Origin of the sequence: Vibrio renipiscarius, assembly GCF_000827885.1 — a bacterium.
GTDB classification, from domain to species: Bacteria; Pseudomonadota; Gammaproteobacteria; order Enterobacterales; family Vibrionaceae; genus Vibrio; species Vibrio renipiscarius.
Genome location: NZ_JTKH01000003.1, coordinates 343,918 through 361,574, shown reverse-complemented (window position 1 = coordinate 361,574; position 17,657 = coordinate 343,918). Strand labels below are relative to the sequence as shown.

15 protein-coding genes are annotated in these 17,657 nt (G+C 46.0%); 11 read left to right on the top strand and 4 right to left on the bottom strand.

The features are described from left to right. Nucleotides 1–53 precede the first annotated feature (53 nt). Nucleotides 54–1,043, bottom strand: coding sequence for a phage shock protein operon transcriptional activator (gene pspF / locus OJ16_RS01930; protein WP_040986815.1), 990 nt, complete (start codon nucleotides 1,041–1,043; stop codon nucleotides 54–56). 190 nt (nucleotides 1,044–1,233) lie between these two features. On the opposite strand from pspF, the gene pspA reads away from it, so the two are divergent. The 7 genes from pspA (at nucleotide 1,234) to OJ16_RS01895 (ending at nucleotide 8,591) form a co-directional block, all read left to right on the top strand. Continuing rightward, nucleotides 1,234–1,902: a phage shock protein PspA gene (gene pspA, locus OJ16_RS01925; protein WP_040986813.1), complete on the top strand. Its 669-nt coding sequence runs from the start codon at nucleotides 1,234–1,236 to the stop codon at nucleotides 1,900–1,902. A 75-nt stretch (nucleotides 1,903–1,977) separates the two neighbouring features. Beyond that, nucleotides 1,978–2,211, top strand: a complete 234-nt coding sequence (gene pspB / locus OJ16_RS01920) for an envelope stress response membrane protein PspB (protein ID WP_040986811.1) — start codon at nucleotides 1,978–1,980, stop codon at nucleotides 2,209–2,211. After that, a complete protein-coding gene (gene pspC / locus OJ16_RS01915; RefSeq protein WP_040986809.1) occupies nucleotides 2,204–2,590 on the top strand; it encodes an envelope stress response membrane protein PspC in 387 nt (128 codons plus the stop codon). Before pspB ends, pspC begins: the two co-directional genes overlap by 8 nt. A 156-nt stretch (nucleotides 2,591–2,746) precedes the next feature. Further along, nucleotides 2,747–3,781 (top strand): efflux RND transporter periplasmic adaptor subunit, encoded by a 1,035-nt coding sequence (locus OJ16_RS01910; protein ID WP_040986807.1) that lies wholly within the window; start codon nucleotides 2,747–2,749, stop codon nucleotides 3,779–3,781. A gap of 1 nt (nucleotide 3,782) precedes the next feature. Then, entirely contained in the window at nucleotides 3,783–4,868 is a 1,086-nt protein-coding gene (locus tag OJ16_RS01905; RefSeq protein ID WP_040986805.1) for an efflux RND transporter periplasmic adaptor subunit, read from the top strand. Next, nucleotides 4,861–7,995, top strand: coding sequence for an efflux RND transporter permease subunit (locus OJ16_RS01900; protein WP_052810417.1), 3,135 nt, complete (start codon nucleotides 4,861–4,863; stop codon nucleotides 7,993–7,995). The genes OJ16_RS01905 and OJ16_RS01900 overlap by 8 nt, the downstream gene beginning before the upstream one ends. 23 nt (nucleotides 7,996–8,018) lie before the next feature. Continuing rightward, complete coding sequence (locus OJ16_RS01895; protein WP_040986803.1) at nucleotides 8,019–8,591, top strand: DNA-3-methyladenine glycosylase I; 573 nt, start codon at nucleotides 8,019–8,021, stop codon at nucleotides 8,589–8,591. Between the two features lie 141 nt (nucleotides 8,592–8,732). On the opposite strand, the gene OJ16_RS01890 is transcribed toward OJ16_RS01895, so the two are convergent. Continuing rightward, entirely contained in the window at nucleotides 8,733–9,938 is a 1,206-nt protein-coding gene (locus OJ16_RS01890; RefSeq protein WP_040986802.1) for a cystathionine beta-lyase, read from the bottom strand. A gap of 138 nt (nucleotides 9,939–10,076) precedes the next feature. Further along, on the bottom strand, nucleotides 10,077–11,531 hold the full coding sequence (gene cls / locus OJ16_RS01885) for a cardiolipin synthase (RefSeq protein ID WP_040986801.1): 1,455 nt from the start codon (nucleotides 11,529–11,531) through the stop codon (nucleotides 10,077–10,079). 373 nt (nucleotides 11,532–11,904) lie between these two features. On the opposite strand from cls, the gene OJ16_RS01880 reads away from it, so the two are divergent. From OJ16_RS01880 to OJ16_RS01865, 4 genes are all read left to right on the top strand, one after another. Beyond that, the gene (locus OJ16_RS01880; RefSeq protein ID WP_040986800.1) at nucleotides 11,905–13,248 is read left to right on the top strand and encodes a sodium-dependent transporter; all 1,344 of its coding nucleotides are present in this window, start codon (nucleotides 11,905–11,907) and stop codon (nucleotides 13,246–13,248) included. A gap of 158 nt (nucleotides 13,249–13,406) precedes the next feature. Then, nucleotides 13,407–15,023, top strand: a complete 1,617-nt coding sequence (locus OJ16_RS01875) for a methyl-accepting chemotaxis protein (protein ID WP_040986798.1) — start codon at nucleotides 13,407–13,409, stop codon at nucleotides 15,021–15,023. A 184-nt stretch (nucleotides 15,024–15,207) separates the two neighbouring features. Further along, a complete protein-coding gene (locus tag OJ16_RS01870) occupies nucleotides 15,208–15,903 on the top strand; it encodes a TIGR01621 family pseudouridine synthase (protein ID WP_040986796.1) in 696 nt (231 codons plus the stop codon). Nucleotides 15,904–15,911: 8 nt separating this feature from the next. After that, nucleotides 15,912–16,847, top strand: coding sequence for a class I SAM-dependent methyltransferase (locus OJ16_RS01865; RefSeq protein ID WP_040986794.1), 936 nt, complete (start codon nucleotides 15,912–15,914; stop codon nucleotides 16,845–16,847). Nucleotides 16,848–17,041: 194 nt separating this feature from the next. On the opposite strand, the gene OJ16_RS01860 is transcribed toward OJ16_RS01865, so the two are convergent. Continuing rightward, a complete protein-coding gene (locus tag OJ16_RS01860) occupies nucleotides 17,042–17,656 on the bottom strand; it encodes a CDP-alcohol phosphatidyltransferase family protein (protein WP_040986792.1) in 615 nt (204 codons plus the stop codon). Nucleotide 17,657: the final 1 nt, after the last annotated feature.

Here is a 17,657-nt window from a genome sequence, read left to right as displayed (position 1 = left end):
AGTCAATATAGATGCTCAGGGGTGCAAACTCATGAGGAATTGTAAAAACACCACTAATCTTCACGCGTGAGATCGTATTTTCTCACCATTCCCCGCAACTGATGGTAACTAAGACCGAGTAAATTGGCCGCTTTGCGTTGATTGAATTTACTCTGTTCAAGCGCCGCATTAAGAATGATTTGGTCTTGTTGTTCTTGCCATGCTTTGAAATCAAGTGGGAACTCGAAATGCGTCGCTGGCACCTCTTCGCTTATCTTATCGTCGGTAACCGCGTGAGGTGCGCGTTGGAAGGGGTCAAAAATCAACGTGTCGATCATCAATTCAGATTCACCATGTTGATAAACTGCGCGCTCAACAACATTCTTAAGTTCACGAACGTTACCCGGCCAAGAATAACTGAGCAGGCTTTTTTGAGCGAGTTCACTGAAACCGACGAAATAGTCAAAGCCTAGTTCTCGACACATCTTGATGGCGTAGTATTGCGCCAATAATAGAATGTCTTCTTGGCGTTCGCGTAAAGAAGGAAGGTGGATAACATCGAACGCAAGGCGGTCGAGTAAGTCAGGGCGAAACGCGCCTTGATTGGCCATTGCAGGGAGATCGGCGTTGGTGGCGCACACCAAGCGAACATTGGCATTCAATAATTCATGGCCACCCACACGCTCATACTGCCCGTATTCAATCACGCGAAGTAACTTCTCTTGAACCAATAAAGGGGCCGTGGCCAGTTCATCTAAGAATAGAGTGCCATTTTCAGCGCGTTCAAAGCGGCCTTTATGTCGACCTTTCGATCCCGTAAATGAGCCAGATTCATGGCCAAATAACTCAGAATCAATCAGCCCTTCGCTCAATGTCGAGCAGTTAATTGAAATTAAGGGCTGGTCCCATCGCTTGGATAGGTAATGCAGGCGCTGCGCGATTAATTCTTTACCCGTACCACGTTCGCCAATAATCAGAACCGGGCGTTCTATCGCGGCCAGTTTTGACACTTTATCAAGCACGGCAAGAAAAGCAGGAGATTCTCCAATAAGGTTCTTATTCATAGGCCACCAAAAGCGAACGTAAGTGATTGAGTAAATTTTACCTATAGTTGGTCAAAATCATCACACATACAAGCCTGTTTTTATGCGCCTATTGATAAGGTGTTGTTTTTATTGGCTTTAAAAGTTGGCACGCGATTTGATTACTCTATTAGTGTGTAATGCAGATATGAAAGTTAATAAGGAGTCATTCATGGGTATTTTTTCTCGTTTCGCCGACATCGTAAATTCAAATATCAGTGCGCTTTTAGATAAAGCGGAAGATCCTGAAAAAATGATTCGTCTCATTATTCAAGAGATGGAAGACACGTTAGTTGAGGTGCGTACGAACTCAGCCAAAGCAATAGCAGATAAAAAAGAGCTGGCACGCAAAGTTGAGGCCATTGACGACCAAGTACAAGATTGGCAGCAAAAGGCGACATTAGCGCTGACAAAGCAACGTGATGATTTGGCGCGCGCAGCTTTGATTGAAAAACAAAAGTTGCAAGATGTGCTGAAAGGGCTCCACACTGAGCAAACTTTAGTAGAAGAAACCATTAATAAACTCACGGGCGAAATTGGTAAGTTAGAAAGCAAAATTACGGAGACACGAGCGAAGCAACAAGCGTTAGCCATTCGCAGTCAAACCGCTTCTAATCGTCGTGACGTGCAGCGTCATCTTCATACTGCTCGTACACACGAAGCAATGGCAAAATTTGATCAATACTCACGAAAAATTGATGAATTAGAAGCTGAAGCCGATCTCTATGCGAAGACTGGACAAGGTAAATCACTCGATCAAGAATTTGCAGAGCTGCAAGCACAAGACGAAATTGAACAAGAGCTGGCTAAACTCAAGCAGCAAATGGAAGATAAAAAATAATCGGCTTACCTTGCCGTTTTAGCAAGTGAAAATGGCAGGTAGAAACCTGCCTCATGACTAATTTAGGAGTGACTTATGTCATCGTTTTGGATTGCTATCCCATTAATTGCCTTTATGATTTTTGTGGCTCCGCTGTGGCTTATTCTGCACTATCGTAGTAAACGGAAAACCAGCGGTGGCTTGTCCCAAGAAGACTTTCAGCGTTTGGATGCATTGTCTGGGAAATCAGAACAATTACAAAAACGTGTGGAAACCCTAGAGCGAATTCTCGATGCGGAATCGCCAAGTTGGAGGCGTCGTTATGAGTAAAGAGCTATATCGCGATACGATTAATAGCAAATTAACAGGTGTGTGTGCGGGCCTTGCTCATTATATTGGGGCCGAAGTATGGCTGGTTCGCATTCTATTTATCTCAGCGGCATTGCTTGGTGGTTCATTCTTAGTCTTACTTGCGTATATCGCTTTATCGCTAATGTTAGAGAAGCAACCCGCTAACTATGTAGAAAGTCTCAAAAACCAGCAAGAACACAAGTTAAAAAGTAAGCCTTGGCAAGCCGGCCAGTCTCCGGAGCAATTGCTTAATACGCTAGAAAAAGATTTTGAACAGTTAGAGCATCAAGTGCGTGGAATCGAGGCTTATGTGACCTCAGACACTTTTAAAGTGAATCGCGAATTCAGCAAGCTCTAGTCGAACCTTTCAATGAGGGAGCGAGCCTCCCTCAAGTTATTCATTTTATTAATGAAGATTCCTTCGTAAAGTCGTCATCAAACTGGCGGACTCCAAGCCAGTCATCTATCTTTTGTTAAAGGCTTTGTCTGCCAGCAGCAATATGGATGATTGATTATGCACAAGACCCCCCTTTTACTCGCCTTAGCCACATTGGTACTTTATGGCTGCGGGAAGGATCTCCCCCCCATACCTGAACCGGAATCAAGACCAGCGAAATTATTTTCAGTCACGGTCGGTAACTCGGCTTTTATTCGTAGCTTTCCTGCAAGCTCAGAAGCCGGTGACAGAGCGGTTCTTGCGTTTCGAGTGCCCGGACAGTTGCAAACCATTGATGTGGTTGCGGGTCAGAGTGTGGTGAAAGGCGAAGTGCTGGCAACCTTAAACCCCGATGAATATCAATTACTTGCTCAGCAAGCTCAGGCTCAGTATCGCCTTGCGGATGTGCAATATCAGCGCTACAGAAAGTTGCGCCAAGATAAGGTGGTGTCAGAGCAAGATTTTGATCAAGCCAAAGCAAACCGAAATTCGGCGCGTGCGACCTTAGATCAAGCGAATGCCAATTTAAGGTATACCCAGCTTAGAGCACCTTATGAGGGAACGATTTCGATTATTCCCGCTGAAAATCATGAGTACATTGCCGCTAAGCAAGGGGTCATGAATATTCAAACGAATCAGTTGATCAAAGTATTCTTTCAGCTCCCAGATCATTTATTGAACCGTTTTTCTTCCGGTGTGGATCCTCAAGCCTCCATGATTTTTGACGCCTTCCCAGAGAGTCAGTACCCCTTAACATTTCAAGAAATAGATACAGAAGCGGACCCTAAAACGGGCTCGTATAAAGTGACCATGATTATGGAACGTCCGAACAACGTCGGTATTTTACCGGGAATGTCAGGCAGCGTCCGTGTGATTGCAGCGTCTTCGAGTGCCACTAGAATCCCCGCGTCAGCGTTGTTTAATGAAAACGGCAAGACCTGTGTTTGGCGTGTTAACGCACAAGGCATTGTTGAAAAAGCGGCGGTTGAGCTCAATGATTTACGCCAAGTGCTTTCTGGTTTAGAGGATGGTGACCAAGTTGTTATTTCAGGCGTTACGGGCATTCAAGCGGGCATCAAAGTGCGTGAATGGGTTAAGGAACGGGGGTTATAGCATGAAGATCACAACCTATTTTACTTGGTTACTGCCAGCATTTGCCCTTATCGGCTGTGGTGGAGAAGTGGAATATGCCGATTTTGGTTTGCCGAAAGTGTCTGTCGTGACACTCGATAGCCAAGCGAAAGGCGATAACCTGTATTTTCCTGCCGTGGCGAACGCCGCGGAGCGTTCACATTTGAGTTTTCGCGTGTCGGGTGAAATCAACAAGGTGTATGTCAAAGAGGGGGATAAAGTGGAAAAAGGGGCAATGATTGCCCAGCTTGATCCCACCGATTTTCAACTCGATTTGGACAATGCCTCTGCGCGTTATTCGGTCATTAATAGTCAATATCGCCGTTCAAAGCCGCTGGTTGATAAAGGGCTATTGGCAAAGTCTCAATTTGATGAAATTGCCGCCCAGCGCCAAATTGCTTGGGCAGAAATGCAATTAGCCAAATTACGTTTGTCGTTTACACAACTAAAAGCCCCGGTGGATGGCATTATTTCGCGGGTATCGGTGGACCAATTTGAAAATATTCAAGTAGGCCAGCAAGTGGTGAATATTCACAGTATAGAAAGTGTCGAGATATTGATTCAACTGCCTGACCGAATCTTTGTTAAACAGCCGCAACAAGACGCACTGTCACGAATTGATGCCATAGTCAAAGTGCAAAGTGGTAATGAATACCATGCCACCATTAAAGAATTTACCACGGAGCCCGATCCTAAATCCGGTACGTTTAATGTCACGCTTTCTCTTCCAATGCCAGATGATGAGTACATTTTAGATGGCATGGCCGTTGAAGTGACCTCGAAAAACAAGGAGGTCGGGTTGGAACTCAAGCAGGGTGTGCAGATTCCCATCGAGGCGATTTTTAACGGGGATGGTGATGAGCTTGATCGTGAAAACAAATTTGTATGGTTACTGAACGATGACAATACGGTAACGAAGCAAAAAATTACGGCCGGTAAAGCGAGCCAAAATACCATTCAGGTATTGAGCGGCTTGGAAGCGCAACAACAAATCGTGATTGCAGGCGTCGCAAAACTGCGAGATGGCATGAAAGTCGAGGTTATTGGCAAGGAGGCTAATGATGAGTAACGAAAAAGTAACGCCTCAAGACGATAGTGAGATCACTGGGGTCGCCGCGTATTTTATTCGCAACCGTGTGATCAGTTGGATGATCGCCCTGATCTTTTTGATTGGTGGGATAAGCGCATTCTTTGGCTTGGGTCGATTGGAAGATCCTGCCTTTACGATTAAAGATGCCATGGTTATCACAAGTTACCCTGGTGCAACCCCACAGCAAGTGGAAGAGGAAGTGACGTATCCGCTGGAAAAAGCCATCCAGCAACTGACGTACGTGGATGAAGTAAATTCCATTTCAAGCCGCGGCTTATCTCAGATCACCGTGACGATGAAAAACAATTATGGCCCTGACGATCTGCCGCAAATCTGGGATGAGTTGCGACGCAAGGTGACGGATTTACAAGGTTCGCTTCCGCCCGGGGTTAATGAACCGCAGGTCATTGATGATTTTGGTGATGTGTACGGCATTTTGCTGGCGGTGACTGGCGAAGGATACAGTTACAAAGAACTGCTCGATTATGTTGATTATCTGCGCCGAGAGCTTGAGCTTATTGATGGCGTGAGCAAAATTTCGGTGAGTGGCGAACAGCAAGAAGAAGTGTTCATTGAAATTTCCATGAAAAGAATGAGCAGCTTAGGCTTATCTCCAACCACCGTATTTAATTTATTGTCGACCCAAAATGTGGTTTCGTCCGCTGGCGCTGTGAGGATCAGCGATGAATATATTCGTATTCATCCAACCGGTGAATTTGAAAATGTCGATCAACTGGGTGATTTGATCATCACCGATACCGGTGCCCAAGGGTTGATTTATTTGCGCGACGTGGCAGACATTACGCGTGGGTATGTTGAAGTACCAAGCAATATTATTACGTTTAACGGGCGCTTGGCATTGAATGTGGGGGTGTCGTTCCAGCAAGGTGTCAATGTCGTTGAAGTCGGCGAACGCTTCGATAGACGATTAGCGGAACTGAAATACCAGCAACCAGTTGGTGTCGCGATTTCTGAAATATACAGCCAACCAAAAGAAGTTGATAAATCGGTGCGTGGCTTTGTCGTCAGTCTTGGTCAGGCCGTCGCGATCGTGATTATTGTTCTGCTGTTCTTTATGGGCTTGCGTTCCGGTTTACTGATTGGTTTGATCTTGCTGTTGACCGTTTTTGGTACCTTCATCTTTATGAAGTACTTCCAAATTGACTTACAACGTATCTCGTTAGGCGCATTGGTTATTGCGTTGGGGATGCTGGTGGACAATGCCATTGTCGTGGTGGAAGGGATATTAATTGGTACCCAGCGAGGGAGGACACGGCTGCAAGCCGCAACCGACATTGTTACACAGACGAAATGGCCGCTACTTGGCGCAACGGTGATTGCGGTGACGGCTTTCGCGCCGATCGGTTTGTCAGAAGATTCGACGGGAGAATACTGTGGCACCTTGTTTACCGTGCTGCTGATCTCTTTGATGCTGAGTTGGTTTACCGCGATTTCGCTAACGCCCTTTTTTGCCGACTTGTTTTTCCGAGGAATGAAAAAACCAGAAGCGGGTGAAGACAGCGACCCTTATAACGGTATGATTTTTGTCATTTACAAAAATTTCCTTGAATTTTGCATGAAACGAGCATGGTTGACGATAGTGATTCTATTGGTCGGGCTTGTGGGCAGCATGTACGGATTCACGCACGTTAAGCAATCCTTCTTTCCGTCATCCACCACGCCGATATTTCAAACCGATGTTTGGTTACCAGAAGGGACCGACATCCGAGCGACCAATACCAAATTGAAAGCGCTTGAGCAGTGGTTGGTGAAACAGGATGGGGTGAGCCATGTGACCACGACGGCAGGCAAGGGTTTACAGCGCTTTATGTTGACCTATGCACCAGAAAAGAGCTACGCCGCTTATGGCGAAATCACCACTCGAGTGGACAGTTATGAAACATTAGCCGCTTTGATGGAAAGTTTCAGAACGCACTTAGAAACCACGTTCCCAGACGTGAATTACAAGCTAAAACAAATCGAACTTGGGCCTGGTGGCGGCGCCAAAATCGAGGCGAGAATCATTGGTTCAGACCCAACGATATTGCGTACTATTGGCGCTCAAGTTGAAGACATCATGCGCGCGGATGCGGGCGCAACCAATATTCGACATGATTGGCGCGAACGTACCAAAATACTCGAGCCGCAATTTAATGAAAGCCAAGCTCGTCGTTACGGCATCACTAAATCCGATGTTGATGACTTTCTGGCGATGTCGTTTTCTGGTAAATCGGTCGGTATTTATCGTGATGGCACAACCTTGATGCCTATTGTTGCACGTCTTCCAGAAGAGGAGCGGGTGGATATACGCAATATTGAAGGCATGAAAATTTGGAGCCCGGCACTGAGTGAATATATCCCGCTACAGCAAGTGACATTGGGATACGACCTACGTTGGGAAGACCCGATTATCGTGCGTAAGAATCGCAAGCGCATGCTCACCATTATGGCTGATCCTGATATCTTAGGAGAAGAAACGGCAGCCACGCTTCAGAAGCGTATTCAACCGCTCGTTGAAGCGATCGAATTACCGCCAGGATACAGTTTTGAATGGGGAGGAGAATATGAATCCTCAGGCGAGGCTCAGGCTTCACTCTTTACCACGATGCCGATGGGCTACCTATTCATGTTCTTGATCACGGTGTTTCTGTTTAATACGGTGAAAGAACCGCTCATCGTGTGGTGTACCGTACCGTTGGCGATCATTGGTGTCACGGTGGGGTTATTGGCGCTGAATACTCCGTTTGGCTTTATGGCGTTACTTGGTTTTTTGAGTTTATCGGGTATGGTGCTGAAAAATGGTATTGTGCTGTTGGACCAAATTAATATCGAGATCCAATCAGGTAAAGAGCCCTATATAGCGGTCGTTGATGCAGCGTTGAGCCGGGTTAGACCGGTGTGTATGGCGGCTATCACCACGATTTTAGGCATGGTGCCGCTATTGCCGGATATTTTCTTTAAACCGATGGCGGTAACGATCATGTTTGGTTTGGGCTTTGCGACGGTGCTGACATTAATTGTGGTGCCTGTGTTGTATCGTTTGTTTCATCGCGTGCCAGTGCCGCAAGAAACATCGTCGGCAATAGCAGAGCAACAGCCTAATTAATAAGAGCTAGAACAAGAACGCAAATGAATGAAAAGATGACTTGTGCATGGGCACTAAAACACCCGCTTGAGCGAGAGTATCATGATAACGAATGGGGGATCCCTGTTCATGATGATACGACGTTGTTTGAGTTTATTACCTTAGAAGGGGCTCAAGCGGGATTAAGCTGGTTAACCATTTTGAAAAAGAGGGAAGGGTATCGCAGTGCATTTGAATCGTATGATTTAGACACGCTTAGCCAATACGATGAAAATCATGTCGCAGCGATTATTGAGCAATTTGATGTCGTTAAGCATAAGGCGAAAATCGCTTCGGTATTTTCAAATGCACGAGCGGCACTGTTGTTAATCGAAGAATACGGCAGCCTGTCGAATGCGTTATGGCAGTTTGTTGATCACAAGACCATCATCAATCACTGGCAGAGCATGGACCAAGTGCCGACCGCGACAGACGCATCGAAAGCAATGAGCCAATTCCTTAAGAAGCGAGGGTTCAAGTTTGTAGGCGAGACGATCTGTTACGCGTTTATGCAAGCGACCGGTATGGTGGATGATCATTTAGAGGGATGTTGTAAAAAGCGGCAGCAAGAGACATAGCGCCAGATATAGTAGCTAAACATAGCGGCAGACATGGCCGCTTAGCTCGTCACCATGCTGCAATCGGAACAAAGCCCGCATTAATGCGGGCTTTGTTCGTTTACGTAACACATCAATATAAAAGCGATGCTCAACGCTGGTTTAGTAAGACGCTTCTTTTTCAAGAATCAGCGCGTTATAACGAGCGAGACCTTGTTCGAGATCGGCAATAAGGTCGTTCACGTCCTCAAGCCCGATATGCAGACGAATTAACGTTCCTTCAAAGTGAGGATGAGCCACCGTGCGCAAATGATTGAAGCTCGCCGGTTCATTCGCCAGAATAAGGCTTTCGAAACCGCCCCATGAGTAACCCATACTAAAATGTTTCATGCCATCTAATAGCGCCGTGGTCGCTTTCGGGTAGCTGCTTTTTAACACGACAGAGAACAGGCCGTTCCCGCCAGTGAAATCTCTTAGGAAAAACTCATGGCCAGGACAAGTTTCAAGTGCCGGATGACGAACATGGTCAACCTCTGGGCGAGATTGTAGCCACTGAGCCACTTTTAAGCTGTTTTCGGCGTGTTGGCGCAAACGAACATCCAAAGTGCGTATGCCGCGTAGGCCAAGATACGCATCATCGGCGGAGACGCATTGCCCCATTAAGTAGCTTTGTTCACGCAGTTGAGGCCAGTGTTTTTCATTGGCAACGGCAGTGCCAAGCATCACATCGGAGTGGCCAACAATATATTTGGTTGCAGCTTGAATCGATATATCCACACCAAAGTCAAAAGGTGAAAAGTTCACGCCTGCAGCCCATGTATTGTCCAGCATCACCACGATATCTTGCTCATGAGCAATGCGTGCTAACGTCGGTACGTCTTGCACTTCCATCGTGATTGAACCAGGGGATTCTAGAAACAGTACCTTAGTATTGGGTTGAATCAGGTCGCGAATTTCAGCGCCAATCGTTGGATCGAAATACGTCGTTTCGACCCCCATCTTCGCCATGATCTTATTGCAGAAATCACGGGTTGGCTCATAACAGGTATCGACCATCAAGATATGATCGCCGGTTTCGACAAAAGAAAGGATCGCGTTAGAAATGGCAGCCGTACCACAAGGATAAAGTGCACAACCCGCTCCGCCTTCTACTTCGACCATGGCGTCTTGGAGAGCAAAATGTGTATTGGTCCCGCGACGGCCATAAAAAAGTGTTTTATTGGCTCGATTCACAATGGCGTTTTGCTGTTCTGCTACCGTATTAAAAACCACGGTTGATGCACGTTGAACGGGGGGGTTAACCACGCCATTTGTCCATTTTTTATCACGACCTGCGGTGACAAATTTGGTTTGTTTTCCTTCTGACATAAGAAGTCCTTGTCTTCAAGCTTGAACTTATTTGGTATGGGTCTATTTAAACCATGCTCATTGTCACAAAGCAAGGCGAGTTGAAAGGGATTCAACCGAAATGACAAAAAAGAGACCGAGGCTAAGCTCGGTCTAAGATCACAATAAGGGATTAAATAAGTAGAATATGCGCTCTAAAAAGCGGTAATAGATTGAGCGCTGTTGCCATGTTTGCAGCGATACGCAATGAGACTGGGCCATATATCCCGCTTGTAATTGATGCATTTTCTGTGTGAACTCTTCGTCATCAATGGCAAGGGTGACTTCAAAGTTCAGCCATAAGCTGCGCATGTCCATGTTCACAGTGCCCACTAAGCAAAATTGCTCATCAATCACGACAGATTTGGTATGCAGCAAGCCGCCATAAAATTCGTAGATTTTGACACCTGCTTGCATCAATTCACTGTAGAAGGCTCGCGATGCCCATTGCACCATCATGGAGTCATTCTTGTGAGGGATGATCAGCTCGACGGTTACACCTCTTTGAGCGGTCATTTTTAAGGTTTCTAACAAATCCGTGCTAGGTACGAAATAAGGCGTGGTAATTCTGACTGACTCATTGGCTTGATTAATCGCTAACGTGAGCACTTGATAAATCAGATACTCAGGCATGCCCGGCCCTGAAGGGACGACTTGAATCGGGTGCTCAGAGCGGAGCGCTTCTGTTGTGCATTCGGGAATCAAAGGAAAGCTGCGTTCGCCCGTTTCGACTTCCCAGTCCCAACTGTGAATGGCAGACAATACATTAACGGTAGGCCCCGTTACACGCACCATGATATCAATCCATTGACCCACCCCAGAGTCTTGTTTAAAGAAGGCGGGATCAACCATGTTCATCGAACCGGTGTAAGCCACTTTTTCATCAATGACAATGATTTTTCGATGCTGACGCAAATCCAAGCGACGTAGAAAAATACGCCAAGGGCTGACTTCGAGGGCTTGCACCACATGGATACCCGCTTGCTGCATCTTTGTGAGCCAATCACTGCGGAAAAATCGAGGGCTGCCGGCGGAATCGAGCAGTATCTTTATATCAACACCGCGGTTCGCTGCCGCAATCAGAGCATAACCGACATCGTCAGCCATGCCGCCAGGATGCCAAATATAAAACACCATCCGAATACTGGTATTGGCTTGATTTATGTCTTCGACAATCGACTGCATGATCGCTTGAGGCGAGCTCTGCAACGACAATTCATTCCCACTTAAGGCGGGCAACCCTAATCGGTTGTTACATAGTTCATCAATACGCGAGATATGGCGGCCAAAATTTTCTGGCGAGTGCGCTTGGCAATTACTCAATTTAGAGAACCACTCGACGAAGGGAGCCAGCATTTCACGGGCTCGGTCTGCGCGCTTGCGGCCTAGATTTAGCTCACCAAAAAGGAAGTAACACGCCACGCCAACAACCGGAATAATGTAGATCACCATTAGCCACGCGAGGGAAACGCTGACAGCGCGACGTTTTAGTACCACACGAAGCGTGACACCCGCGACTAAGATCCAGTACAACGCAATGCCAGCGATAGTGACAAAGTGATAAAACTTTTCCATCAAGATTCCTATAAGAAAGCTGTTGATTTAATAGTCGCTGATTTTGCGAGGTATAACAATAAAAGCCGAACAAAATGAGGGGATTACTGCAAAAAAATGAAAATTCATCCAGAAAGTGATGGAGCAGTCAATTTGAGTATTTTGTGAGGGGAATATGCGACGAAATGTTTAAATTGATTAATAAATCACCATTTAAGTGCTAATAGTTGTGCGCTCGATGGTAATTTTGACTAACCGGATTCCAATTTTATTCCTAAACTGTTTTACTTACCATACGCGAGTCGTCAGTAAAATTATTATGAAGTGTAAATAAAATATTACACCACCAACTTTTGACACTCACAATGCAAATACAACTAAGCGGTAAATAACTATGGCGAGTAATTCAAGAGGTCAATTTTCTTCAAAATTGGGGTTTATCATGGCAGCAGCAGGGTCTGCGGTTGGCCTTGGTAATGTATGGGGATTTCCTACAAAGGCAGCCAGCAATGGTGGGGCTGCGTTCCTGATTATCTATTTAGTGATGGTCTTTCTGCTCGCATTTCCGATGCTCGTCGCGGAACTGACGATTGGTCGTTATGGTCAATCGAATCCGATTGCGTCTTTACGCAGCATTTGGACAAAGAATCGCGCTGCTGCGGGATTTTTCGGCCTGATTGCAATGGTCGCGGCCTCGATGATCCTCAGTTTTTATTCGATTCTCGCCGGTTGGCTAATGGGTTTTGCCGCGGCTCCCGCATTAGAAGTGGTGGGACTGCAAAGCGCCGCCGATTGGTTGGTGAATTTTGGTGACGCACGCAATGTCATTCTGGCGTTATTGTTCTCGCTATTGACTATTTACGTGGTGCAGAAAGGCGTTGCAGACGGTATCGAAAAGTGGTCAACCCGTTTGATGCCAATGCTATTCGTTCTATTTGGGGTGATGATCGTTTATATCTTTACCCAAGATGGCGCGATGGACGGTCTAAAAATGTACCTCATTCCTGATGTGTCACATGTCACTCCTGCGCTGCTGGTCGACTCAATGGGGCAGGCATTCTTCTCGCTATCTCTGGGCGTTGGTTCGATGATGGTGTATGGCTCGTACTTGAAGAAAGATGTCAACATTCCTAAAACCGCCGCTCAGGTTGCGGCGATTGATACCGCTGTGGCGTTTAGTGCAGGCCTTTTGATTCTTCCTGCAATGTTTGTCGCCAAAAACAATGGCGTAGAGATCTTTAATGCGGCCGGCGACCTGATGAGCTCGGGCGATCTGGTGTTTGCGGTGCTACCTGCAATGTTCGATACCATGGGCAGTATGGGTATGATTGTCGGTACTGGATTTTTTGTTTTGATGGTGATCGCTGCGCTGACCTCGTCTATTTCACTGTTAGAAGTGCCGGTTTCTTGCGCACAAGACGAACTGAATATGACGCGTCGCAAAGCTACATGGGTGATTGGCAGTGCGATTTTAGTGCTTAGTATTGTGATTGCGCTGAATTTTGGATCGCTATTTGGTCTCGTCGCTGACATCTCAACGGTTTATATGCAGCCACTATTGGGCGTGGTTTGGGCGATCGTTGTTGGTTGGATTTGGAATAGAAATAAACTGCTAAATGAACTGAAAGAAGGTAATCCTGAAATTGAGCAAGGGCTATTTTGGAAAATTTGGCCATGGTATGTGCGCATTGTTTGTCCGGTTGCGATACTCGCGGTATTTATGTTCTCTGTTCTTTAGGTGATATTGAGCGCAAAAAACCTCCTTTATTGGAGGTTTTTTCATTTTAACTCATTAAAAATTAAAGAAGTTTAGGTGTTGGGCGATAACGGGATGATAATCGGTATAAAGCAGGGATATATGACCAAGCTTAATTATTTCAACCGGGAAGGTGAAGCGTGACGTTGTCTGTAAGAAAAAAATTGTATCTGGGATTTGGCACCATTCTGGCCATTTTGATTTTAATGGTGAGTTTGATATGGCAAGAGGTTTTGTCATCCCATGAGGCGGCGGATAAGATCCGTATCGATGATGTGCCAGAGGTGGTGAACTATCTGATTATTATTGATGAAAGCGGGGATGTTTTCCGTGATGCGACAGGTGCAATCACTGGGGCTAAAGGCGGGCTTGATGGCTATTATTCCAGCAAGCAACAATTTGCGGATATTGTAACCAAATTAAAGCAATTAGAATCGAATAATGCGTCAGATTTTCAACGTGTTGAAGAGATCGAACGTTTGATGGCAAACTTTGCTGAGCAATTTGAATCTATGATTGTACCGATGCTTCAACAGAATGCTCCCCTAGAGGCGATGTTGCCTTTACTCCATCAGTATTATGAGCATTATTTGATTCCGATTGAGCGCATTCTCGATAACGTTGCGACGGCAGAAATTGATGGTACTAACGCCGCACTGCTCGGATTAAATGAATCATTCAATCAGATTGAATATACGATCTTAATTTTGTCATCGGTGGCATTCATCGTGACTTGCGCGATTGCTTATCTATTATCCAACTCGATTACGACGAGATTAAGTCGCTTAGATCACGTAGCAAAATTGGTTGCAGATGGCGACTTAACGACCGAGGCCATTATTGATAAATCTGGCGATGAGTTGGCCAATCTCGCGGTATCAATCAATAGAATGCAGGGCTCGCTTGTGAGTCTAATCGGTTCGATTTCTTCGGTTTCAAATGAAGTTAAAGGCGTGACTAAAGAGTTGGATACGATCAGTCAAGATGCTTTACGTGGCGCGTCTGCCCAAGCCGATAAAGCGGGGCTTATCGCGACCGCGGCGGAAGAGTTAAGCTTAACTATCGCTGAGGTTGCGCAGCAGGGCAATGCGACCTTTGAGGAGTCAAAACGATCAGAGACTTCGGCAGAAGATGGACGAAGCGTGATCAAAACGATGGTGGCGAGCATTCAACAAGTGAGCCAACAAATGACCGATATGTCGACGCAAATGAATCAACTCGGTAGTCACAGTGAGAAGATTGGCTCAGTCATTAAAGTGATTGAAGATATCGCTGGGCAAACCAATTTATTAGCGCTGAATGCGGCGATTGAAGCGGCACGTGCCGGCGAGTTTGGTCGTGGATTTGCTGTGGTCGCCGATGAGGTTCGTGCACTAGCCGAGCGTACAACCAATGCAACCAAAGAAGTCTCGGTAATCATCCAGTCAATTCAAACCGGAACGCACGAAGCCGTTACTTTTACAGAAGATAACTGCCGTCTGGTTGAGATTGGCGTTAATCAGAGCGAAGGTGCCGTCAATGCGTTAGAAGAGATCGTATCCGGAGCGAGTCATGTACAAAGTATGATTAACTCAATTGCCACGGCGGCCGAGCAACAAGCGGCAGTGACTCGTGAAATTGCAGCGGACATTACCTCCATCAGTGACATTTCGGCGAATTCATTAGAGTTGGCGAACAACACGTCAATCAATGTGGCTAGCCTTAACCAAAAAGTATCGCAGTTAGAATCGCTGGTGGGCACATTCCGTATCGCGTGATAACGCAATTGAGTGACCATTGTGCGGCTACTGGTTGAGCGGTCTAAATGCGATGAAACAACATTGCATAAGTTTTGTTCTAATCGTAACGTCGGTTGAAGGAAACTCGGTTCTGTTCTCCTCAATGTCTTTATAAGGCATTGGGGAGTGTATATACTCAGGGCTCCCAAATGGAGCCTTTTTCATGTTTGATATCCTCTTTAACCACCCCGATTTCCTCATCATAAATAAACATCCTGATGTTTCCGTGCATAAAGATGATGGTGATACCATGTTATTGCAGGAAGTGGCAAAGCAGTCTGGAGATAAGCATCTCTTTCTTGTCCATCGCTTGGATAAAATGACGTCAGGACTTTTGATCCTTGCAAAACATAGCCAAGCGGCGAGTGTTTTATCGTCACTGTTTGCTCAACGTCAAGTGGGTAAATTTTACTTGGCCATTGGCAGTAAAAAACCGAAAAAGAAACAAGGTTTAGTGCGCGGTGATATGGCGCGTTCACGTCGTTCGTCTTGGATGTTGCTCAATAGCCAAGAAAACCCTGCGGTGACACAGTTTTTCTCTTTGGCGGGTGAAGAGGGGGAGCGATTCTTTTTATGTAAACCCCATACCGGTAAAACACACCAAATTCGAGTTGCGTTGAAATCTGTTGGCTCAGCGATTGTTGGCGATCCGATCTACAATGTTGCAAGCCAAGCCGATAGGGGATATTTGCATGCCTTTGCTCTGCGTTTTGAGTATTTAGGCGAGCAATTCGACTTTATGTGTGATCCACGCGACTACCCTCAATTGGGCACAAAATGGCAACAGCCAGCGGCACAAGCGGCGATTGGACAGTGGTTAACTCCTTGGCAACTCAATTGGCCAGTAATTAAGAAATAAGAGCGGTTATGCAATTAAATCAATTAGCGACATTTTTTTCGCACGTAGAAACACAGCTTGAAGTGGCACCAGATGAAGTGCGTCGTTTATTTCACGGACGTGGCCAGTGCTGGCCAGGGCTTGAACAGTTAACGTGTGATTGGTTACAAGGCCAGTTGATTGTGAACGTGTTTAAACCGGTAGACGATGAGTTTTTGAGCCAATTAAAGCAAGGGCTAACGACACTCAGCCAATCTGATGTTTGGCGTCAAAAGCAAGGTCGCACCATCTTGCTTCAACACCGCTATAGTGATGGCGCGCCATCAGAAGTTCTGTTGGGTGAATTTGACCCTCGCCCAGTTGTGGTTGAGTCGGGCCTGAAATACCAACTGGATATTGGTCGCAACCAAAATTTTGGTTTATTCCTTGATATGCGCCTAGGCCGTGATTGGGTGAAAGCCAATGCAAAACAAGCGAATGTATTGAACCTATTTGCTTACACTTGTGGTTTTTCAGTTTCGGCGATTGCGGGCGGAGCCGATCAAGTCGTCAATGTGGATATGGCACGTTCGTCACTCAATAAAGGACGTGAGAACCATCAATTGAATGGTCATAACATCAACCAAGTTCGCTTTCTTGGCCATGATATCTTTAAATCGTGGGGAAAAATCAAGAAATCAGGTCCGTACGATATGATCATTATCGATCCGCCCTCGTTTCAGAAAGGCAGCTTTGCTCTAACGAAAGACTACCAGAAGATATTACGCCGTTTACCGGATTTGCTGACGGACAATGGTCAAGTGCTGGCGTGTGTTAACTCTCCAGCGGTAGATTGCAGCTTCCTGATTGATGGTATGGCGCAAGAAGCACCAGAGTTAACCTATGTTGAAAGACTTGAGAATCCGCCAGAGTTTGCTGATATCAACGAGCAAGCTTCTCTAAAGTGCTTGGTGTTTAAAAACTAACGCTATTCTCTCTTCATAAAAGAAACCCAGAGTCGATATACCCGTCCTACTTGAAGTTGCAGCGGTGTTGACAGGCACTCTCAAACCTCATCACATAGTACACCTATGCTCAGAGGCTTTGTTCGCTTGTTACCTACCTGCATCTTCAAGTTGTTTGGGTTGAATACCGCTCTGGGTTTCTTTTTATGGTCAATCTAGTGGCGCTGAGAGAGCGTGTTATACCCCGCGTAGATGCGGGTGGCGGTTGTGAACCAGCATGCTGCACCATAGATATAGGCAATGGTGGCAAAGTGGTGGGGTAATAAACAGAATAAAATGAAACACGCAATGGTTTCGGTTCCTTCGGTTAATCCACTCATGTAGTAAAGCGATTTATGTTGGTAGACGGGATTTTCAATGCCTCGTTTTCCCGCCATCACCGCAAAGGCAAGAAAGCTGCTACCCGTGCCGATAAAGGCAAAGATCAGAAAGGCACCAGGCACGGCATTGTGCTCAGGGTTGGCCAATACAAAGCCGAAGGGAATCAGTGAGTAAAATAGAAAATCGAGACTGATGTCGAGAAACCCTCCCGCGTCGGTGATGCCTTGAATCCGTGCGAGCGCGCCATCTAACCCATCACAAACACGGTTTACCACAATCAAAATCAAAGCAAGCAAGTAGGATTGCTCAATCAGGGCTGGCAACGCGAGGCAACCTATTGCAAAGCCAAAGAGCGTCACTTGATTGGCTTTGATCTTCCTTTTATCCAAAGCTGAAGCGGCACAATGCAACGGTTGGCGAATCAATTGAATACTAAATCTATCAAGCATA